Below are 20,137 nucleotides of genomic sequence, written 5' to 3'. Positions count from 1 at the left end.
GCGCTACGCGTAGACGATGAACTCGGGATAGACGTGCACGCCGGGCCGTCCGCCGATCTCCGCCACCGCGTCGCGGATCCGCCGCAGGTGCTCCACCGTCATCTGGAGCGGCGGCTCGTCGGGCTGATAGGTGGTGCGGATCGGGTAGTCCTCGCCCGGCGTGGTGGTCATCTCGATGTGGCAGCCGAGCACGTGGGTGAGGGGGCGGGCCTCGGCGAACTTCACCAGGCGGTCGATGGTCTGCTCGAACGCCGGCCAGTCGGCGACGTACAGCCGCCCGGGATAGACGGTGTCACCGGTCAGCAGCAGGCCGGTGGCGCGGTCGTAGAAGGTCACCGCCGCCTTGTGGTGCCCGGGGCTCGCCACCGCGTCCAGGACGCGGCCGCCCAGGTCGACGGACCCGAGAACGTCGAGATCGTCGCCGAGGCCGAAGAACTCGCGTACGCGCTCCGGCGCGGGGTCCACGATCACCGTGTGCGGGCGGTCGCGAAACTGGCCGTCGCCCGCGATGTGGTCGCCGTGGCCGTGCGTGTGGGCGACGACGAGCCCGTAGTCCTCGCGGGGGTGATCGGCCAGCCAGCGGTCCACGATCTCGTCCACCGTCCGGCGCAGCGGGAAGTACGCGGGTGAGGCGGTCGCGCCGGTGTCGAGCAGGAGCGCCCGGGTGTTCCCGAACATCAGGAACATGAAGGGCGCCTCGTAGTTGATCGCCTTGTTCTGGCGCAGGACGTACGTGTGCTCGTCGTAGCGGTGCACCTGGATGTCGGGGTCGGTGTTGTGCTTGGCCGACTCCGAGCCGTGGATCCACCGGACGTCGAGGTCTCCCGCACGCGGACTCGCCGGGAAGTCGATCAGTTCCATGCGGCCCACCCTAGGGGGACACGATCTAGAGACGGGTGGCGGCCCGGACCAACCCGGCGACGGCCTGCGAGCGGCTGTGCGGCGGCCACGCGATCAGCGTCGTCACCTTCGGGGCGTCCAGCACCGGCACCGCGGCGAGGTCGGGAGGCAGATAGGCCCGGGTCGACTCCGGCAGCACCGCCACGGCCCGGCCGAGGATGATCGTCTGGAGAAGCTGCGTGTGATCGCGGACCTGCGGACCGGGACCGTCCGGATAGGTGCCGTCGACGTTGGGCCAGCGCGGCAGCGGCAGTCCGGGCAGGGCGGTGACGTCGGCCATCAGCACATGTGGCCGGGAGGACAGGGGATGCCCGGCCGGCAGGACGGCCACCTGCCCCTCCGTACGCAGCTCCTCGGTGTCGAATCCCGACGCCGAGTCGAACGGCCGGTGCAGCAGCGCCACGTCGGCCCGCCCGTCGCGCAGCAGCCGCTCCTGCTCGCCGATGCCGCACAACAGCACGTCGACCGCGACCGCGCCGGGCTCGGCGGCGTACGCGTCGAGCAGCTTGGGCAGCAGCTCGCCGGCCGCACCGGCCTTCGTGACGAGGACCAGGCCGGGGCTGCCGGTCGCGGCGAGCGCGGTGCGGCGGGTGCGGCGCTCGGCGGCCTCGACCGCGTCGAGGGCCGCCCTGCCCTCCTGCAGCAGCACCGACCCGGCCTCGGTCAGCGCGACCGAGCGGCTCGTGCGCTCGAACAGCGCCACGCCGAGCCGCCGTTCGAGCCGGCCGATCGCCCGTGACAGCGGCGGCTGCGCGATCCCGAGCCGTTGCGCGGCCCGTCCGAAGTGCAGCTCCTCGGCGACGGTGACGAAATACCGCAGCTCCCGCGTCTCCATGCCGCCACGCTATCTCCGGGGAGCACGGGATCGATACCCGCGAGGTATCGATGGTGGACCAAACGGTGTTGGAGGTTCCGGCGGGGTCGCGCCCAGGATGAGACGCATGAGCGAACAGACGATCGCGCTGGTCACCGGCGCGAACAAGGGGATCGGATTCGAGATCGCGGCCGGCCTCGGCGCCCTCGGCTGGAGTGTCGGCGTCGGCGCCCGGGACGACGAGCGTCGCGAGTCCGCGGTGGAGAAGCTGCGCTCGGCGGGGGTCGACGCGTTCGGCGTGCCGCTCGACGTGACCGACGACGCGAGCGTGGCCGCCGCCGCCGAGTTGATCGAGGAGCGCGCGGGACGTCTCGACGTGCTCGTCAACAACGCGGCGGTCACCGGGGGCATGCCGCAGACGCCCACCACGGTGGACCCCGCCACGATGCGGGCGGTCGTGGAGACCAACGTGATCGGCGTCATCCGCGTCACCAACGCGATGCTGCCGCTGCTGCGCCGCTCGGCATCCCCGCGGATCGTGAACATGTCCAGCACCGTCGGCTCGCTGACCCGGCAGAGCGCTCCGGGCGCCGAAACGGGCCCGATCTCCGCGGCGTACGCGCCCTCGAAGACGTTCCTCAACGCCGTCACCGTGCAGTACGCCAAGGAGCTGAGCGACACGAACATCCTGATCAACGCCGGCTGCCCGGGGTTCTGCGCGACCGACCTGAACGGCTTCCGCGGCGTCCGTACGCCAGAACAGGGCGCGGCGATCGCGATCAAGCTGGCGACCCTGCCCGACGACGGCCCGACCGGCGGGTTCTTCGACGACGCCGGGCCGATCCCCTGGTGAATCCCGGATACGCGAAAGGCCCGGCTGGATCGACCGGGCCTTTCGCGTTTTGCTGCTCAACCAACTGCGCGGAGGATAGGAGATTCGAACTCCTGAGGGGTTGCCCCCAACACGCTTTCCAAGCGTGCGCCCTAGGCCAACTAGGCGAATCCTCCGTCGGACAGCTTAGCCCACTTTCCGGCGTGGTTTCGACTGTTGTCTCGACGGCCCGCGCACGGCCGCCGAGTGGCTAGACTGTGCAACGGACCCCTCGCGCGGCGTCATCCTGTGAACCTCCCCAGGGCCGGAAGGCAGCAAGGATAAGCGGGCTCTGGCGGGTGTGCGAGGGGTCTCTCCGTTAGCGGGGTACTCCGGCCGGGTCGACCCTTCGAGGAGGCGGCATGAGTCTTGCGCTGTACCGCAAGTACAGGCCAGGGACATTCGCCGAGGTCAAGGGGCAGGAGCACGTCACCGACCCGTTGCGCCAGGCGTTGCGCAGCGGCCGGATTCACCACGCCTATCTCTTCAGCGGCCCGCGCGGCTGCGGCAAGACCTCCAGCGCCCGCATCCTCGCCCGGTCGCTGAACTGCGAGAAGGGCCCCACGCCCGACCCCTGCGGGGAGTGCGAGTCGTGCGTCGCGCTGGCCCCCACCGGGCCCGGCCACCTCGACGTCATCGAGATCGACGCGGCGTCGCACGGCGGTGTGGACGACGCCCGCGACCTGCGTGAGCGGGCCTTCTTCGCTCCCGTCTCGGCGCGCTACAAGATCTACATCATCGACGAGGCCCACATGGTCACCCGTGAGGGCTTCAACGCGCTGCTGAAGCTGGTGGAGGAGCCGCCGCCGCACCTCAAGTTCGTCTTCGCGACCACCGAGCCGGAGAAGGTCATCGGGACGATCAAGTCCCGCACCCACCACTACCCCTTCCGGCTGATGCCGCCCGCGACCCTGCGCCGCCTCATGGAGGAGATCCTCGACTCCGAATCGGTGCCGTACGAGCCGGCCGCGTTACCGCTGGTCGTACGGGCGGGCGCGGGATCGGCCCGGGACACCCTGTCGATCCTCGACCAGCTTCTCGCGGGCGCCGACGAGTCCGGCATCACCTATCAGCGGGCGGTGTCCCTGCTCGGCTACACCGACGGCGACCTGCTGGACGAGGTGGTCGACGCGTTCGCCAAGCGGGACGGCGCGGCCGTGTTCCAGGCCGTGCACCGGGTGATCGAGGGCGGTCACGACCCGCGCCGCTTCGCCACGGACCTGCTCGAACGCTTCCGTGACCTGGTGATCCTCTCCAACGTCCCCGAGGCGGCGGGCAGCGGCCTGCTCGACCGGCCGGCCGACGAGCTGGAGCGCCTGCAGGCGCAGGCGGCGTCGATGGGCCCCGCCGAGCTGACCCGGGCGGCCGAGGTGTTCAACGCCGGGCTGACCGAGATGCGCGGCGCTACCTCCCCCCGGCTGCTGCTGGAGCTGATGTGCGCCCGCGTGCTGCTGCCCGGCGCCGACCAGGGCGAGGCGGCGCTGCTGACCCGGCTCGAACGGCTGGAACGCGGGGTCGCGGCCGGGACCCACACCATCGCGCCGCCGATGCCCGCAGTGCCTCCGGCGTCCACAGTGCCACCGGTGTCCACAGTGCCACCGGTGTCCACAGTGCCACCGGCGTCCACGGCTCCGCAGGCTCCCGTTGCTCCACCGCCCGCGCCCGCCGCACCGGCTCCTACACCGGCCCCGGCTCCTACCTCGGCACCGGCTCCGGCGGCCGACGACTGGCCGACCCCCGTACGGCCCGGCGCCGGGGCGGCGACGCCGCCTCCACAGGCGCAGCAGGCCCAGGCCCCCGCCGCGGGCGGCGGGCCGGTGCAGCAGGCCTGGCCCCAGGTGCTCGAAGCGATCAAGAACCGCCAGCGGGTGGCCTGGATGATCCTCAACGCGCAGGGCAGGCTGCTCGGCGTCGAGGGCAACGTCGTGACCGTCGGCTTCGAGAAGCCGGGCGACGTGCAGGGCTTCCTCAAGGGCAAGCGCGACGAGGTGGTGGCCGCCGCGCTCGGCGACGTGCTCGGCGGCACCTGGCGCGTCGACGTCGTCGTCGGCGGTTCGGGCCCCGGCCCGGCCGGTCCCGCCACGCGCGGGCCGTCCGGTCCGCAGCCGCCCGCCCCGTCTCCTGCGCCGTCCCCTGCGCCGTCTCCCGCGCCAACGGCACCCACCGCCCCGCCCGCCGCGGCGGCTCCCGCGCCCGCGCCGGCCGCCGCTCCCAAGGCCGCCCCGGCTCCGGAGCGGAAGGCCGCCGCACCCGCGGCGTCGCCCGCGGGCACGACCGACGAGACGTGGCCCGACGCGCCGTCCGACGACTACGACGCGCCGTCGCCGTCCTCGGCCTCGGGTCCGGCGCCGCGGTCCGCGCCGAGCCCCGGGCTGGCCGCGGCGCGCTCGGCGGCCAGGGCCGCCGCCCAGACCGGCCCCCGACAGGCCTGGCCGGAGACGGTGCCCGGCCGTGGCAAGAGCGGATCCTCCCGTCCGGACGACGACGTGGACCCGCTCAACGACGACGACGCGGACGTCAGCGAGCTGTCGGGCATGGCCCTGATCCAGCGCGAGCTGGGCGGCCGCATCATCGAGGAGATCGACCACTCCTGAGCGCCGTCCCTGCCTGAAGAACGGCGGCCGCATGGACGGAGACTGGTGGGGTAACCGGTGTCCGCCCGCCCGCGACCCGGCGCGGAACACGTACGCACGCCGGTGCGGAAACGGGGGCGGACGCCGTAGGCTCGGTCGCGACGAACACGTCGCTGGACGCTGAGGAGCGCAACCATCGTGAACCCAGGGGATGTCAACCTCCAGCAGTTGCTGGAGCAGGCTCAGCTGATGCAGCAGCAGCTCGTCACCGCGCAGCAGGAGCTCAGCGACGCCGAGGTCGAGGGCAGTGCCGGAGGCGGCCTGGTCGTCGCCACCGTCAACGGCAGCGGAGAGCTTCTCGACCTCGAGATCAGCCCGCTGGCCATCGACGCGAGCGACCCGGAGGAGACCGCGCAGACGATCGCGGACCTCGTGCTCGCCGCCGTGCGGGACGCCGTACGCGCCGCGGGGGAACTGCAGCAGGAGAAGCTCGGCCCGCTCGCGCAGGGACTCGGGGGCGGCCTCGGCGGCCAGCTGCCGGGGTTCTAGAGCATGTACGAAGGGGTCGTCCAGAACCTGATCGACGAGCTCGGGCTGCTGCCCGGCGTCGGTCCCAAGAGCGCGCAGCGGATCGCGTTCCACCTCCTCGCGGCCGATCCGGCCGACGTCAAGCGGCTCGCGCACGCGCTGCTCGAAGTGAAGGAGAAGGTGCGCTTCTGCCGCGTGTGCGGAAACGTGGCCGAAGAGGAGCAGTGCCGGATCTGCCGCGACGCGCGGCGTGACCCGCACGTCATCTGCGTGGTCGAGGAGTCGAAGGACGTGGTGGCGATCGAGCGGACCCGCGAGTTCCGTGGTCGTTACCACGTGCTCGGCGGGGCGATCAGCCCGATCGACGGCGTCGGCCCGGACGACCTGAAGATCCGCGAGCTGATGACCCGGCTGGCCGACGGCCAGGTGACCGAGCTCATCCTCGCGACCGACCCGAACCTCGAGGGCGAGGCGACGGCCACCTACCTGGCCAGGCTCGTCAAGCCCCTGGGATTGAAAGTGACCCGACTGGCCAGCGGTCTGCCTGTGGGCGGTGATCTCGAGTACGCCGACGAGGTCACTCTGGGCCGCGCTTTCGAAGGACGGAGGCTGCTGGATGTCTGACGAGTGGAACGACCTGGCCGCACGCGTCGCCGGACACGCGCAGAACTTCATCGACGGCCTCACCCGCCTGGCCGGCGGTGAGGGCGGCGACGCGACGCTGCCGCTCCTCCTGGTGGAAGTGGCCCAGGTCAGCCTCGCGGGCACCCAGCTCGGGGCCGCCCAGGACGTGATCCTCCAGGGCAACGTCGAGCCCGCGCTGAGCGAGGACCCCGACATCGATCCCCTCCGTACGGCTCTCGCCGCCCGCCTCGCCCCGGTGGACGACTACGCCGAGGTGTTCGACCCCTACAAGGACACCGTGGTCACGCCCTACCGGCTGTCGGACGACCTCGCGGCTGTTGCAGCCGACCTGATCCACGGGCTGCGGCACTACCAGGCGGGCCGTCCGCTTGAGGCGCTGTGGTGGTGGCAGTACTCCTACTTCAACACCTGGGGCAACCACGCGGGCGCGGCGCTGCGGGCGCTGCAGGCGCTGGTCGCGCACACCCGGCTCGACGTGGTGGAAGAGGGCACCACGGTCTGACCGGACCGCGGGGCGTCCACATGCTGGTCGGTGCCGGTCTCAGTTTGGGACGTCCAAGTACACTGTGAGCTCCACGTCCTGATTCGTTGGAGATTCCAGTGGCGCTCGTTGTGCAAAAGTACGGTGGTTCCTCCGTAGCCGACGCGTCCTGCATCAAGCGGGTCGCCCAGCGGATCGTCGCGACGAAAAAAGCGGGCAACGACGTCGTGGTGGTGGTCTCCGCGATGGGCGACACGACCGACGAGCTGCTCGACCTCGCCCAGCAGGTGTCGCCGCTGCCGCCCGGCCGCGAGCTCGACATGCTGCTGACCTCGGGTGAGCGGATCTCGATGGCGCTGCTCGCGATGGCGATCGCCAACCTCGGTCACGAGGCGCGCAGCTTCACCGGGTCGCAGGCCGGCGTGATCACCGACTCGACGCACGGCAAGGCGCGCATCATCGATGTGACGCCGGGCCGCATCCAGGAGGCCGTGGCCTCCGGCCAGATCGCGATCGTGGCCGGGTTCCAGGGCGTCTCCCAGGACAGCAAGGACATCACGACGCTGGGCCGGGGCGGGTCGGACACCACGGCCGTCGCGCTCGCGGCGGCGCTCGGCGCGGACGTCTGCGAGATCTACACCGACGTGGACGGCATCTACACCGCCGATCCCCGCATCGTCCGTACGGCACGGCAGATCCCGCGGATCTCCTACGAGGAGGCCATGGAGATGGCCGCCTGCGGCGCGAAGATCCTGCATCTGCGCTGCGTGGAGTACGCCCGCAGGTTCGACCTGCCCATCCACGTCAGAAGCTCGTTCAGCACGAGGGAAGGCACCTGGGTCGTCTCCGACCCCTACAGCGAAGGAACCGAAGTGGAGCAGCCCATCATCTCCGGGGTCGCGCACGACCGGAGCGAGGCCAAGATCACTGTGGTCGGGGTGCCCGACAAGGTCGGCGAGGCGGCCGCGATCTTCCGCACGCTGGCGGACGCCGAGATCAACATCGACATGATCGTCCAGAACGTGTCGGCCGCGGCGACCGGTCGCACCGACATCTCCTTCACGCTCCCGGCCAACGACAGCCAGACGGCCCTCACGGCGTTGAAGAAGATCCAGAACCAGGTCGCCTTCGAGTCGCTGCTGTACGACGACCAGATCGGCAAGGTCTCCCTGATCGGTGCGGGCATGCGCTCGCACCCGGGTGTCACCGCCAAGTTCTTCGGCGCGCTGGCCGACGCCGGGGTGAACATCGAGATGATCTCGACCTCGGAGATCCGCATCTCCGTCGTCGTGGGACAGAACGAGGTGGACACCGCGGTCGCCGCCGCCCACCGCGCGTTCGACCTCGACGCCGACCAGGTCGAGGCCGTTGTCTACGGAGGTACCGGACGATGAGCGAGCGCAGCGAGCAGGCAGAGGCCTCCCGCCGCAAGCCCACACTTGCCGTTGTCGGCGCGACCGGTGCCGTCGGCACCGTCATGCTCGACATCCTGACCGGCCGCACCGACCTGTCCGACGCGTACGGCGAGATCCGGCTGATCGCCTCGCCGCGGTCGGCGGGCAAGGTGCTGAGCGTGCGCGGCGAGGACGTCGTCGTCCAGGCGCTGTCGCCGGAGGCGTTCGACGGCGTCGACATCGCGATGTTCGACGTGCCCGACGAGGTCTCCGCCGAGTGGGCGCCGATCGCCGCCTCGCGCGGCGCGGTGGCCGTGGACAACTCCGGCGCCTTCCGGATGGACCCGGACGTGCCGCTGGTGGTGCCCGAGTGCAACCCCGAGCAGGCCCGCAACCGGCCCAAGGGGATCATCTCGAACCCCAACTGCACCACGCTGTCGATGATGGCCGCGATGGGCGCCCTGCACCGCGAGTATGGCCTGCGCGAGCTGGTCGTCGCCTCCTACCAGGCGGTGTCCGGCGCCGGGGTGGCCGGGCCGGAGCGGCTGTACGCCGAGCTGGAGGCCGTCGCGGGCGACCGGACGATGGGCACCGTGGCGGGCGACGTGCGCAAGGCCGTGCCCGACCTGGCCGGCTCGCCGTTCCCGGCCCCGCTGGCGCTCAACGTGGTGCCGTTCGCGGGCTCGCTCAAGGACGGCGGCTGGAGCTCCGAGGAGCTGAAGGTCCGCAACGAGTCGCGCAAGATCCTCGGCATTCCCGACCTGAAGGTCTCGGCGACCTGCGTGCGCGTCCCGGTGGTGACCACCCACTCGCTGGCCGTCCACGCGACGTTCGAGCGGGAGGTCACGGTCGACGGCGCCCGGGCGATCCTCGACGCCGCGCCGACCGTCGTGGTGCTCGACGACCCCGCGAACGGCGTGTTCCCCACGCCGGCGGACGTGGTGGGCACCGACCCGACGTACGTCGGGCGGATCCGCCAGGCGATCGACTTCCCGAACACGCTCGACCTGTTCCTGTGCGGCGACAACCTGCGCAAGGGCGCCGCGCTGAACACCGCGGAGATCGCCGCGCTGGTCGCGACCGAGTTCGCGTAGGTCGTCACCGGAACAGCACGTCCCAGTGGGTCGGCTCGTCGGCCCATATATCGGCTCCAGCGTCAGACGGCGCGGCGCGGTAAAGCGCCGCGCCGTCGGCGCGCGTGCGCCAGTAGCGATAGACGCCGGTGATGTACGCGTCGAGGCACCGGTTGTGCGCGAGGTCCACCTTGTAGCCGTTGCCGTGGCTGTAGCGGCCGTCGGCGTGCCCGGTCTCGGTGCCGCCGGTGACCGTCACCGGGCAGCCGCTGTCGCGCCGCAGGTCGATGGTGCGCATCAGCGTGCCGTACCGGATCGCCTCCAGCGACGTGCAATAGGGGCGGCGGCGGTCGGTGCAGCCTCCGGTCGACTTCCGGCGCACCCCGGCGTCGAGCAGCAGGCCGGCCGCCCGTTCGTGGCCGATCCGCTCGTCCGCCGCCGTCGTGTTCCAGGTCTTCACCGTGGCGATGAACGTGCCGGCCAGCAGTGGCGGGAGGGAGATCTCTCCCTTGACCTCCACCCTCACGTCCGGAGTGGGCGGGGGTGACGGAGGGGGGAGGGGGTCCTTGGTGTGCTGCATGGGCAGGCAGATCAGTACGGCGGTGCCGATGCCGGCCAGCCCCCGCCATGACGGGCGGACTTCCACGTGCCTCGTTTCCTCTATCGACGACGGGGGCTGAGATCTTCAATGCCACACATGGGTAAGGGCCTGCCCGCTGCCACGACGTGGTTTGCCGCGACTCGTGGATCATCTTGTCGGTTCATGACCTGACACGGGCCCGAGCCGTACAGTGACGAGCGTGGCCGAGAGTACACGGGAGCAGATCGTCGAGACGGCCCTCCGGTTGTTCAGGGATCGGGGGTACGAAGCGACCACCATGCGTGCCATCGCCGCGGAGGCCGGCGTGTCGGTGGGCAACGCCTACTACTACTTCAGGTCCAAGGAACAGCTGATCCAGGCGTACTACGACCGCGCGCAGGAAACGCACGAGGCGGCCTGCCGTGAGGTGTTCGCCGCCGAGAGGTCGTTCGCCGGGCGGCTCGGCGGCGTGCTGCGGGAATGGGTGCGGATCTCCGAGCCCTACCACGAGTTCGCGGTGAAGTTCTTCAAGCACGCGGCGGAGCCCAGCAATCCCCTCAGCCCGTTCAGCGCCGAGTCGGCGCCCGCCCGCGAGTCGGCCATCGCGCTCTATCGGGAGGTGGTCGAGGGATCGGCCGGACGGATGGACGACGAGCTGCGCGAGGAGCTTCCCGAACTGCTGTGGCTGCTGTGGATGGGGGTCGTGCTGTTCTGGGTCCACGACAACTCGCCCGGCTGCGCCCGCACCTATCGGCTCATCGACCGCGTCGTCCCGCTCGTCGACCGGCTGGTCGGCCTGTCGCATCTGCCCGGCATCAAGGGCGTGGCCAGAGAAGTGATCGAGGTGGTGCACGAACTTCGGGCGTGACCGAGACTCCATACCGTCCGGTTGGTATGGTCGGGTCACAACCGTGAGAGGGGTGGCCGTGGACCGCTGGGGCATGACGATTCCGTTCTTCGGGCAGACGCCGGTCGAGTCGAAGGAGCTCGTCGCCGAGTTGCCCGCACTGGGCTACACCGACGCGTGGTCGGCCGAGGTGGGCGGCACGGACGGGTTCGTCCCGCTGGCCCTGGCGGCCGAGTGGGCGCCGTCCCTGCGCCTGGGCACCGCGATCGTCCCCGTCTACACCCGCGGCCCGGCCCTGCTGGCCATGTCGGCGGCCACGCTGGCGGATCTCGCCCCCGGCAGGTTCGTGCTGGGCATCGGCGCGTCGTCCCCGGTCATCGTGGGCAACTGGAACGCCGGCGAGTTCGACAAGCCGTACGCGCGGGTCCGCGACACCCTGCGCTTCCTGCGGGCGGCGCTGGCCGGGGAGAAGGTCGGCGAAAGCTACGAGACCTTCGCCGTCAAGGGATTCCGGCTGGAGAAGGCCCCCGCGACGCCGCCGAAGATCGTGCTGGCCGCGCTGCGGCCCGGGATGCTCCGCCTGGCCGCCCGCGAGGCCGACGGCGCGATCACCAACTGGCTGTCGCCGCAGGACGTACGGAAGGTCCGGGCCGAGCTGGGCCCGGAGACCGAGCTGACCGCGCGGCTGTTCGTGGTCGTGACCGAAGACACGGCGAAGGCCCGCGAGATCGGCCGCCGGCTGCTGGCCGCCTATCTGACCGTGCCGGTGTACGCGGCGTTCCACGAGTGGCTGGGCCGGGGAGAGCTGCTGCGGCCCATGCAGGAGGCGTGGGCGGCCGGGGACCGGAAGGCCGCGCTGAAGGCGATCCCCGACGAGGTGGTGGACGACCTCGTCGTGCACGGCGACCCGGCGACCTGCCGGACCCGGGTGCGCGAGTACGTGGCCGCCGGGCTGGACACGCCCGTGCTGGCCCCGCTGGCGGGCGGCGATCTCCCGCTCGCCGAGACCGTACGCGCGCTCGCGCCGGAAGCCTGACGGAACCTGGTGGCCGTCGCCGTACGTTAACCGGAGGGCAAAGCGGGCAGAGGTGACCCCCTGGAGGTGTCCTCATGGCGAAGGCAGGACGTGCGGCGGCCACCTGGCGCGCCTACCGCGAGGTCTCCAAGCCCGGTTCGCCGGGCCTTTCGGCCCGGCTGCGGGCCATGCCCCGGATGCTCCGCGCCGCGGTGAAGGGCGAGTATCGGGGCCTGACCAAGGGCAAGCTCGCCATGCTCGGCATGGCCGTGGCCTACATCGTCTCGCCCATCGACGTGATCCCCGACTTCCTGCTCGGTCTGGGAATCGTGGACGACTTCGGCGTGTTCCTCTGGCTGGCGACCGCGCTGCTCGGCGAGAGCGGCCAGTTCGTCGAGTGGGAGAGGGACCCCCGCACCACGGTGAAGTGATCAATTGGTCATAATCCTACCTAGAATGTAGGGTAATGCTCAAACATCACCAAAGGTGCTGATCTACCGAAACGAGCATTACCACTATGTCTTCACGCGCCTCCGCAGCCACGATCGAAGCCGCCCGAGCCGGGTGGGAGGCGTCGCGGGCGGAGCGGCTGGCCGCCGTACGGGCCCCGCTGGGCAACCTGGCCCTGGTGGAGACCCTGTGGCCGGCGCCGGGTGAAGAGGTGTCCCTTGAGAAGGCCCTCGCCGGCCGGCCGCCGAGCGTCACGGCGACGCGGATCGAGCGGACCCACATCGCGACCGGCGAGCCCGAGCACGGCATCCGGCTGTGGGACGCGGAGTCGCCCGCCATCCGGCACTTCGAGACCATCGACGTCTTCCCGTTCGCTCCCGAATGGGTGATCGAGGCCGTCTTCACCCCGGTGTCCGACACGCGCCTGCTGCCCTTCGAGCACCTCAAGGACGCCGGCGGCACCCGCGATCACGCCGTGCCCGGCGACATCACCTTCACGCTCGACGGCACGCCGTACAACCTGGCCGCCTTCGACGACGAGGGCACGCTGCTCCTCGTCGTGGGCGACCGCACCAACGGCTCGGCGACGTACGGCGGCGGGCGGTTCCTGACGGTGGAGCCCGAGCCCGGCGGCCGTGTCGTCCTGGACTTCAACCGTGCCTTCGCGCCGCCGTGCGCCTTCTCGCCCTTCTACAACTGTCCGCTGCCGCCGCCGCGGAACCGGTTGGACGTGCCCGTCGAGGCGGGGGAGAAGCTCCCCGTCTTCCGTGACGGCTTCCTGCCGCACTGATCTCTCACCCTTTCTCCCCCCTTCTTCTCACTCACAGCACCAAGCGGCCGCATGGCCGCCGACCAGGAGAAACAGTGAACAGCAAGACGACGTCGCTGCTCGGCGCCGCACTCGTGCTCGCGCTCGCCCTCACCGGGTGCGGATCGGGCTCCTCCGGGTCCGCAGGGTCTTCCGGGTCCTCCGGCTCGACGGGCGGCGCCGGGGCGACGGCGGCGTACGACCCGGACGCGACGATCGAGGTCGGGTCGCTCTACGAGCCGCAGAACCTCGACAACACGGCCGGGGGCGGACAGGGCGTGACGGAGGCGTTCAACGGCAACGTCTACGAGGGCCTGTTCCGGCTCACCGACGACGGCAAGGTCGAGGACCTGCTGGCCAAGGACCACACGGTGAGCAAGGACGGCCTCACCTACACCTTCACGCTGCGCGACGGCGTGAAGTTCCACTCGGGCAAGCCGCTCACCTCGGCCGACGTCAAGTACAGCATCGAGAAGGTCATCGGCCCCGACTCCCAGTCGGCCCGCAAGAGCAGCCTCACGGTGATCAAGAGCATCGAGACGCCGGACGACTCCACCGTCAAGGTGAAGCTCGCCAGCAAGTCGATCTCGCTCGTCTACAACCTCAGCTACGTGTGGATCATCAACTCCCAGGCCAAGAACCTGACGACCACCGAGGACGGCACCGGTCCCTACACGCTGGGCGAGTGGAAGCGCGGCTCCACGCTCACCCTTGAGCGCTTCCCCGGATACTGGGGCACCCCCGCGACCAACAAGCAGGTCGTGTTCCACTACTTCACCGACGCGACCGCGCTGAACAACGCGCTGCTGACCAAGGCGGTCGACGTCGTCACCAGCGAGCAGAGCCCCGACGCGCTGGCGAACTTCGAGAACAACGCCGACTACAAGATCAACAACGGCAAGTCGACGACCAAGCTGCTGCTGGCGTTCAACGACCGCAAGGCGCCGTTCGACAAGGTGCTCGTCCGCAAGGCGATCACCTCGGCGATCGACAACAAGAAGCTGCTCAGCTCGATCTGGGGCGACTACGGCACGCTGATCGGCTCGATGGTGCCGCCCACCGACCCCTGGTATGAGGACCTCACCTCGGTCAACCCGTACGACCCGAACCTGGCCAAGCAGGAGCTCGCCCAGGCGGGCTACGCGAACGGCTTCTCCTTCACGCTCGACACGCCGAACTACGACCCCCACCCCACGGTCGCGACGTTCGTGAAGTCGGAGCTGGCCAAGGTCGGGATCACCGTGAACATCAACGTCATCACGGCCGACCAGTGGTACACCAAGGTCTACAAGAACCACGACTTCGCGGCGACGCTGCAGGAGCACGTCAACGACCGCGACGTGGTCTGGTACGGCAACCCCGACTTCTACTGGGGCTACGACAACCCGCAGGTCACCAAGTGGGTCGACGAGGCCGAGCAGTCCGACACGGCCGAGGCGCAGACCGAGCTGCTGAAGAAGGTCAACCAGCAGATCGCCGCCGACGCGGCCAGCGACTGGCTCTACCTCTACCCGCAGATCGTCGTGGCGTCGTCGTCGCTGTCGGGCTACCCCGTCAACGGCCTGAACTCCCAGTTCTACGCGTACGGCATCAAGAAGAGCGGCGGCCGGGGCTGATGCCCTCGTCCGTGGCGCGCTGATGATCGCCTATCTGCTGCGCCGGACGGCGTTCCTCGTCGTCTCGCTGTTCCTGGCCGCCGTGGTGCTGTTCCTGCTGCTGCGCCTGCTGCCGGGCGACCCCGCCAACGCGCTGTTGTCGGTCGGGGCGAGCCCGGAGCAGGTCGCGGCGGCCCGCCACGCGATCGGGACCGACCGGCCGCTGCTCCAGCAGTTCGTCTCGTGGCTCGGCGAGATGTCGCGGCTCGACCTCGGCTCCTCGTTCGTCAGCACGCTTCCCGTCGGCCCCGAGATCGCCGCCCGGCTGGTCGTGACGGTGCCGCTGACGCTGCTGTCCTTCCTGCTGGCCGTCGTGATCGCCGTACCGGTCGGGTTCGTCGCGGCCTACCGGGCGAGCACCTGGTATGGCTCGGTGCTCAGCGCGTTGTCGCAGCTCGGCATCGCGGTGCCCGTCTTTTGGGTCGGCATGCTGCTGATCACGGTGTTCGCGCTCCATCTCGGCGTGCTGCCGGCCGGAGGGTTCCCCCAGGACGACTGGGCCGACCCGGGCGAGGCGCTCACCTCGCTGACGCTGCCCGTCGTCACGATCGCCCTGGTCATGTCGGCCTCGCTGATCCGCTACGTGCGGTCGGCCACCCTCGACGTGCTGGGCAGCGACTACCTGCGTACGGCGCGGGCGCTCGGCTCGTCGTTCATCGGGGCGATGTGGCGGCACGGCCTGCGCAACGCGGTGGTGCCGGTCGTCTCGATCCTGGGCATCGAGCTCGCCACCACCTTCCTCGGCGCGGTCGTGGTGGAGAGCGTGTTCGCGCTGCCCGGGCTCGGCACCATGCTCGTGAAGGGCTTCGCGCAGCATGACTATCCGGTCATCCAGGGGATCCTCGTGGTGAGCACGTTCGCGGTGCTGGTCATCGGGTTCGCGGCCGACCTCGTGCAGCGGCTCATCGATCCGCGGCTGCGCCGCTCCCTCGGCGGGAGATTCTCGGGAGACGGCGCATGACCGCCGGCCCCCGCCGTGTCTCCGGCCGTGTCTCCCGCCGTGTCTCCCGCCGTGTCTCCCGCCGTGTCCCCCGGTCGGCGACGCTGATCGCCGGCTGCGTCCTGGCCGGTCTCGTGCTCGCCGTGGCCGTCGTGTCGTTCTTCTGGCTGCCGTACGCGCCGGACGACACCACGGGCGGCAGGCTGATGCCGCCGGGCCTGCCCCACCTGCTCGGCACCGACAAGCTCGGCAGAGACCTGCTCACCCAGCTCATGATCGGCGCGCGGGTGGCCCTGGAGGCGGGCGCGGGCTCGGTGCTGATCGGCGGGCTCGTGGGGCTCGCGGGCGGCCTCGCCGCCGGTTTCGCCACCCGCTGGCTCGACGACACGCTCTCGGCCCTCCTCGACATCCTCATCGCGTTCCCGACCGTGCTGCTGGCCATGCTGGTGACCGCCGCGCGGGAGGCGTCCCTCGGCTCGGCGATCATCGCGATCGGGCTGGCGATGTCGGCGATCGTGGCCCGGCTGACCCGGGTGCTGGTCAAGCGCGTCCTGGCCCAGGACTTCATCACGGCCTCGCGCACCTCGGGGACGTCATGGCCCCGGGTGATCGTCGAACACGTGCTGCCGAACATCTGGCCGACGCTGTCGGTCAACCTCGCGCTGCAGTTCGGCCTGGCCGTCCTGGCGGAGGCCAGCCTGTCCTATCTCGGCCTGGGCGCACCGCCGCCGAACGCCTCCTGGGGGCGGATGCTCCAGGAGGCCCAGGCGAGCGTGTTCATCGCCCCGGCGGGGGTGATCGCCCCCGGCGTCCTGCTCGTCGTGCTCGTCGTCGGCGTCAACCTCATCGCCGACGGCGTGCGCGACGTGGCCGACCCGACCCGGAGGAGGACGAGGTGACCCTGCTCACCGTCGAGGGGCTGCACGTGCGCAGCGCCGAGGGCCGCGACCTCGTCTCGGACGTGTCGTTCACGCTCGGCGCGGGCGAGCGGCTGGGCCTGATCGGGGAGTCGGGGTCGGGCAAGTCCATGACCGCCCTGGCGATCATGGGTCTCACGCCTCCCGGGATGACCGTCTCGGGCAGTGTCGTGTTCGACGTGCCCGGCCTCGACCGCATCGAGGTGGTGGGGGCCGGGGAGCGGCGGCTCACCTCGCTGCGCGGCCGGGCGACGAGCACGGTCTTCCAGGAGCCGCTCACCGCCCTCGACCCGCTCATGCGTGTCGGCCGCCAGGTGGCCGAGCCGCTCCGGCGCCGGAGAGGGCTGCGGGGACGCGCCCTGCACGCGGCGGTGCGGGCCGCGCTTGAGGAGGTGCGGCTGGCCGATCCCGATCGGATCGCCCGGGCCTACCCCCACGAGATCTCCGGCGGCCAGCGCCAGCGGGTGGCGATCGCCATGGCCCTCGCCTGCGACCCCGCCCTGCTCATCGCCGACGAGCCCACGACCGCCCTGGACGTCACCGTGCAGGCCGACGTCCTCACGCTGCTCGACGGCCTGGTGCGGGAACGGGGGATGGCACTGCTGTTCATCAGCCACGACCTTGCGGTCGTCTCGCGCATCGCCGAACGCGTCATCGTCCTCAAGAACGGCGTGGCGGTGGAGTCCGGGAGCGTCGGCGAGGTCGTCAACGCTCCGAGCCACCCGTACACGAGGGAACTGGTGGGCAGCGCGCGCCGGCTCGACGGCGCTCTCGACAGCGCTCTCGACGATGCCATCGACGGGAGGACCTCATGACCCGGCCCATGACTCGGCCCATTCTGGAGGTGCGGGGCGCGCACTTCGCCTACGGCCGCTCGGCCCCCGTGCTCACGGACGTCTCGGTCGCCGTCACGCCCGGACGCAGCCTCGCGCTGGTGGGGGAGTCGGGCGCGGGCAAGACCACGCTGCTGCGCCTGCTGCTCGGGCTGGCCAGGCCGACGAGCGGCCAGGTCCTCTACGAGGGCAGGGAGCTCGCGCCGCGCGACCGGGCTCAGATGCGGGAGTTCCGGCGCGGCGTGCAGACGGTGTTCCAGGACCCGTACTCCTCGCTCGACCCCCGGCAGCGGGTGGGCCGGATCGTCTCGGAACCCCTGCGGTCCCTGGGCCTCAAGCAGGACATGGCCGCCCGGGTCGCCGAGGCCCTGCGCTCCGTCGGCCTGCCCGAGGACGCCGCGAGCCGCTATCCGCAGGAGTTCTCGGGCGGGCAGCGGCAGCGCATCGCCATCGCGCGGGCGATCGTGTGCGAGCCCCGCGTGCTGCTCGCGGACGAGCCGGTCAGCGCGCTCGACGTCTCCACCCGGGTGCGCGTCGTCGACCTGCTGCAGGAGCTCCGGGAGACCCGCGCGCTGACGGTCGTGATGGTGTCGCACGACCTGGCCGTGGTGGCCGCCCTCTGCCAGGAGGTGGCCGTGCTGGAGCGGGGGCGCATCGTCGAGCAGGGAGACACCGCACAGGTGCTCGGCGCTCCCCGCCACCCCTACACGCGACGGCTCATCGACAGCGTCCCCCGGCTGCCCTCGGTTTGAGCTAGAGCTGCTCCTGCCGCAGCCAGGCCCGCGAGGGCAGGGGGTGGCCGAACAGGCGGGCGGCGTTGCCGTACGAGACCCTGGCGATGTCGGCGGGCGGCAGGCTGCCGAGGTTGCGGGCCACGGCGCGCTGGGTGTCGGGCCAGGTGGACTCCGCGCGCGGATAGCCGGACTCCAGCAGCACGCGCTCCATGCCCACGGCGAGCCGCACCGAGCTCAGCGCGCTGTCGTCGAGCGTGCCGAAGTAGAAGTTGCGCCGCAGCACCTCGCTGGGCTTGAGGCCGCCCTCCCAGCTCGGCTCGCCCGCCACGGGGTGATCGAGCGCGTAGTCGGCCCGCTCGGCCAGCATCGGCAGCCACCCGACGCCGCCCTCCACGATGAGGATGCGCAGCTTGGGGAAGCGCAGCGCCACTCCCGACCACAGCCAGTCGGCGCAGGCGAACATGGCGCTCGCCGGGATCAGCGTGGTGATCGCCTCGACCGGGGTGTCCGGCGAGGGCACCGGCGCCCAGGAGGACGCGCCGGTGTGCAGGCACACGACCGTGCCGGTCTCCTCGCAGGCGGCGAAGAACGGGTCCCAGTGGCGGCTGTGGATGGACGGCAGCCGCAGCCGGGTGGGGAACTCGGGGAACACGACGGCCTTGAACCCGCGTGACGCGTTGGCCCTGATCTCCTTCGCCGCGATCTCGGGGTCGGGGAGCCAGGGAAGCTGGAGCGCGATCATCCGCTCGGGGTAGGTGCCGGCCCACACGTCCACGTGCCAGTCGTTCCAGGCCCGGACGAGCGCGAGCCCGAGGTCCTGGTCGCGGGTGCGGCCGAACGCCACCCCCGCCTGGCTCGCCAGCATGCCGGGGAAGCACAGCGCCGCCCAGATCCCGGCCCGGTCCATGTCGCCGACCCGGGCCTCGATGTCGTAGCAGCCCGGCCGCATGTCCTCGAAGCGTACGGGGTCGAGCGTCCACTGCTCCTTGGGCAGGCCCGCGCCCACGTCGAGCCCCGCGCAGGGATAGGTGGCGCCGCCGTACCGCCAGACCTGGTGGCCCGAGTCGGTCTCCACGACCTTGGGCGCGAGGTCCTTGTATTTCTCCGGGAGGCGATCCTCGAAGAGGTCGGCCGGCTCGATCAGGTGATCATCGACTGAGATGATCACGTAGTCCCGCCGCCTCGGCTCTGGGTCGGGATGCAGCGGCGTATTCACGATAGTAAACGGTAGGGCCAAGGGATAACACGGTACAAGCTGCGAGGTCTCCGGTTGGTATCCGTTCGCTCACATTGCGGTGCGTACCGTCACGGCCTGTGACGCCTCCTGCGTACGGAGGTCGCGGGCCTCCCGGCGCACCAGGAGCACCCAGCCGCCCACCGCGATCCCGATGAACAGCCACCACTGCACGGCGTACGCCAGGTTGAGCCCGCCTCCGGCGCCGACGTCGGGCGGCGGCAGGAGCTCGGGGGCCTCGCCGCCCTGCGGCTGCTGCGCGGTGAGCTCCACGAAACCGCCATAGACCTTGTACGGCAGGCCCTTGGCGATCGTGGGCGTGTCGATCAGCAGGATCTGGCCGGACGGCAGGCCCGATCGGTTCCTGATGCCGGTGTTGTCCTGCGTCTCGGCCGGCCGGAGCCGTCCGGTGACCGTCACCTCTCCCGTGGGCGGGGCGGGCACCTGCGGCGGGGTGTCGGCGGTCGCCCCGGCCGGGACCCACCCTCGGTTCACCAGCACGGCGCCCTGGGGCGTGACGAGCGGAGTGATCACGTAGAAGCCGACGCGGCTGTTCTGGGTCCGCCTGCGCACCACGAGCTCGTGGGCGGGGTCGTACCGCCCGGTGGCGGTGACGAGGCGATACCGGTCCCGCTCCGCCACGGACGCGCCGATCTGGTCGAGCCGGTCGAGCGGCACGGGCGCGGCGGCGAGGTTGGCGGTGATCCTCGTGCTCTCGGCCGACCGGTCCTCGAACCGCCCCCACTGCCACCTTCCCAGGAAGAAGAAGGCGGGGATCAGCACGAGCACGAGCAGGTGCAGCCCGACCCACCGGCGCGAAAGGAGGAAACGGTACACGTCACCAG

General features: G+C 71.0%; 21 protein-coding genes, 1 tRNA gene and 1 other RNA gene. 17 read left to right on the top strand and 6 right to left on the bottom strand.

Annotation, left to right across the window (positions count from 1 at the left end; all coding sequences use genetic code 11):
- Positions 1–3: 3 nt before the first annotated feature.
- Together FLV34_RS19475 and FLV34_RS19470 are read right to left on the bottom strand one after the other, a co-directional pair.
- Positions 4–861, bottom strand: coding sequence for an MBL fold metallo-hydrolase (locus FLV34_RS19475; RefSeq protein WP_147943739.1), 858 nt, complete (start codon positions 859–861; stop codon positions 4–6).
- A gap of 25 nt (positions 862–886) precedes the next feature.
- Positions 887–1,735, bottom strand: a complete 849-nt coding sequence (locus FLV34_RS19470) for a LysR family transcriptional regulator (protein WP_147943738.1) — start codon at positions 1,733–1,735, stop codon at positions 887–889.
- Positions 1,736–1,841: 106 nt separating this feature from the next.
- Between FLV34_RS19470 and FLV34_RS19465 the strand changes: the two genes are divergently transcribed.
- Positions 1,842–2,567 (top strand): SDR family oxidoreductase, encoded by a 726-nt coding sequence (locus tag FLV34_RS19465; protein WP_142649479.1) that lies wholly within the window; start codon positions 1,842–1,844, stop codon positions 2,565–2,567.
- 69 nt (positions 2,568–2,636) lie between these two features.
- Here the strand turns inward: FLV34_RS19465 and FLV34_RS19460 are convergent.
- Positions 2,637–2,722 (bottom strand) — tRNA-Ser (locus FLV34_RS19460).
- Positions 2,723–2,808: 86 nt separating this feature from the next.
- Here FLV34_RS19460 and ffs point away from each other — a divergent pair.
- The 7 genes from ffs to FLV34_RS19425 all read left to right on the top strand — a co-directional run bounded on the left by ffs (position 2,809) and on the right by FLV34_RS19425 (position 9,300).
- Positions 2,809–2,904, top strand: an RNA gene (gene ffs / locus FLV34_RS19455) — signal recognition particle sRNA small type.
- A 43-nt stretch (positions 2,905–2,947) separates the two neighbouring features.
- Entirely contained in the window at positions 2,948–5,179 is a 2,232-nt protein-coding gene (locus FLV34_RS19450) for a DNA polymerase III subunit gamma and tau (protein WP_147943737.1), read from the top strand.
- A gap of 177 nt (positions 5,180–5,356) precedes the next feature.
- Positions 5,357–5,707: a YbaB/EbfC family nucleoid-associated protein gene (locus tag FLV34_RS19445; protein ID WP_030508658.1), complete on the top strand. Its 351-nt coding sequence runs from the start codon at positions 5,357–5,359 to the stop codon at positions 5,705–5,707.
- A 3-nt stretch (positions 5,708–5,710) separates the two neighbouring features.
- Entirely contained in the window at positions 5,711–6,310 is a 600-nt protein-coding gene (gene recR, locus FLV34_RS19440) for a recombination mediator RecR (RefSeq protein WP_142652212.1), read from the top strand.
- Positions 6,303–6,833 (top strand): DUF5063 domain-containing protein, encoded by a 531-nt coding sequence (locus tag FLV34_RS19435; protein ID WP_142652214.1) that lies wholly within the window; start codon positions 6,303–6,305, stop codon positions 6,831–6,833. Before recR ends, FLV34_RS19435 begins: the two co-directional genes overlap by 8 nt.
- Positions 6,834–6,931: 98 nt before the next feature.
- A complete protein-coding gene (locus FLV34_RS19430; protein WP_142652216.1) occupies positions 6,932–8,206 on the top strand; it encodes an aspartate kinase in 1,275 nt (424 codons plus the stop codon).
- Positions 8,203–9,300: an aspartate-semialdehyde dehydrogenase gene (locus FLV34_RS19425; RefSeq protein WP_142652218.1), complete on the top strand. Its 1,098-nt coding sequence runs from the start codon at positions 8,203–8,205 to the stop codon at positions 9,298–9,300. Before FLV34_RS19430 ends, FLV34_RS19425 begins: the two co-directional genes overlap by 4 nt.
- A gap of 4 nt (positions 9,301–9,304) precedes the next feature.
- Here FLV34_RS19425 and FLV34_RS19420 read toward each other — a convergent pair whose 3' ends face one another.
- Positions 9,305–9,925, bottom strand: coding sequence for a hypothetical protein (locus FLV34_RS19420; RefSeq protein ID WP_142652220.1), 621 nt, complete (start codon positions 9,923–9,925; stop codon positions 9,305–9,307).
- Between the two features lie 154 nt (positions 9,926–10,079).
- Here FLV34_RS19420 and FLV34_RS19415 point away from each other — a divergent pair, with 154 nt between their 5' ends.
- From FLV34_RS19415 to FLV34_RS19375, 9 genes are all read left to right on the top strand, one after another.
- Positions 10,080–10,727, top strand: a complete 648-nt coding sequence (locus FLV34_RS19415; protein WP_244312735.1) for a TetR/AcrR family transcriptional regulator — start codon at positions 10,080–10,082, stop codon at positions 10,725–10,727.
- Between the two features lie 73 nt (positions 10,728–10,800).
- On the top strand, positions 10,801–11,742 hold the full coding sequence (locus FLV34_RS19410; RefSeq protein ID WP_222709558.1) for an LLM class F420-dependent oxidoreductase: 942 nt from the start codon (positions 10,801–10,803) through the stop codon (positions 11,740–11,742).
- 74 nt (positions 11,743–11,816) lie between these two features.
- Positions 11,817–12,152: a YkvA family protein gene (locus FLV34_RS19405; protein ID WP_142652224.1), complete on the top strand. Its 336-nt coding sequence runs from the start codon at positions 11,817–11,819 to the stop codon at positions 12,150–12,152.
- 86 nt (positions 12,153–12,238) lie between these two features.
- Positions 12,239–12,961, top strand: coding sequence for a DUF1684 domain-containing protein (locus FLV34_RS19400; RefSeq protein ID WP_147943736.1), 723 nt, complete (start codon positions 12,239–12,241; stop codon positions 12,959–12,961).
- Positions 12,962–13,035: 74 nt separating this feature from the next.
- Positions 13,036–14,595, top strand: coding sequence for an ABC transporter substrate-binding protein (locus FLV34_RS19395; protein ID WP_147943735.1), 1,560 nt, complete (start codon positions 13,036–13,038; stop codon positions 14,593–14,595).
- Positions 14,596–14,617: 22 nt separating this feature from the next.
- Positions 14,618–15,595 (top strand): ABC transporter permease, encoded by a 978-nt coding sequence (locus FLV34_RS19390; protein ID WP_142652230.1) that lies wholly within the window; start codon positions 14,618–14,620, stop codon positions 15,593–15,595.
- Positions 15,592–16,473, top strand: coding sequence for an ABC transporter permease (locus tag FLV34_RS19385; RefSeq protein ID WP_147943734.1), 882 nt, complete (start codon positions 15,592–15,594; stop codon positions 16,471–16,473). The genes FLV34_RS19390 and FLV34_RS19385 overlap by 4 nt, the downstream gene beginning before the upstream one ends.
- On the top strand, positions 16,470–17,306 hold the full coding sequence (locus tag FLV34_RS19380; protein ID WP_147943733.1) for an ABC transporter ATP-binding protein: 837 nt from the start codon (positions 16,470–16,472) through the stop codon (positions 17,304–17,306). The genes FLV34_RS19385 and FLV34_RS19380 overlap by 4 nt, the downstream gene beginning before the upstream one ends.
- Positions 17,307–17,314: 8 nt before the next feature.
- Positions 17,315–18,076: an ABC transporter ATP-binding protein gene (locus FLV34_RS19375; protein WP_147943732.1), complete on the top strand. Its 762-nt coding sequence runs from the start codon at positions 17,315–17,317 to the stop codon at positions 18,074–18,076.
- Position 18,077: 1 nt separating this feature from the next.
- On the opposite strand, the gene FLV34_RS19370 is transcribed toward FLV34_RS19375, so the two are convergent.
- Both FLV34_RS19370 and FLV34_RS19365 read right to left on the bottom strand, forming a co-directional pair.
- Complete coding sequence (locus tag FLV34_RS19370; RefSeq protein ID WP_142652238.1) at positions 18,078–19,274, bottom strand: amidohydrolase family protein; 1,197 nt, start codon at positions 19,272–19,274, stop codon at positions 18,078–18,080.
- A gap of 69 nt (positions 19,275–19,343) precedes the next feature.
- A complete protein-coding gene (locus FLV34_RS19365; RefSeq protein ID WP_142652240.1) occupies positions 19,344–20,129 on the bottom strand; it encodes an SURF1 family protein in 786 nt (261 codons plus the stop codon).
- Positions 20,130–20,137: the final 8 nt, after the last annotated feature.

The organism is Microbispora sp. CSR-4, from assembly GCF_008033685.1.
Taxonomy (GTDB): domain Bacteria; phylum Actinomycetota; class Actinomycetes; order Streptosporangiales; family Streptosporangiaceae; genus Microbispora.
This window is presented reverse-complemented; position numbering and strand designations above follow the sequence as displayed.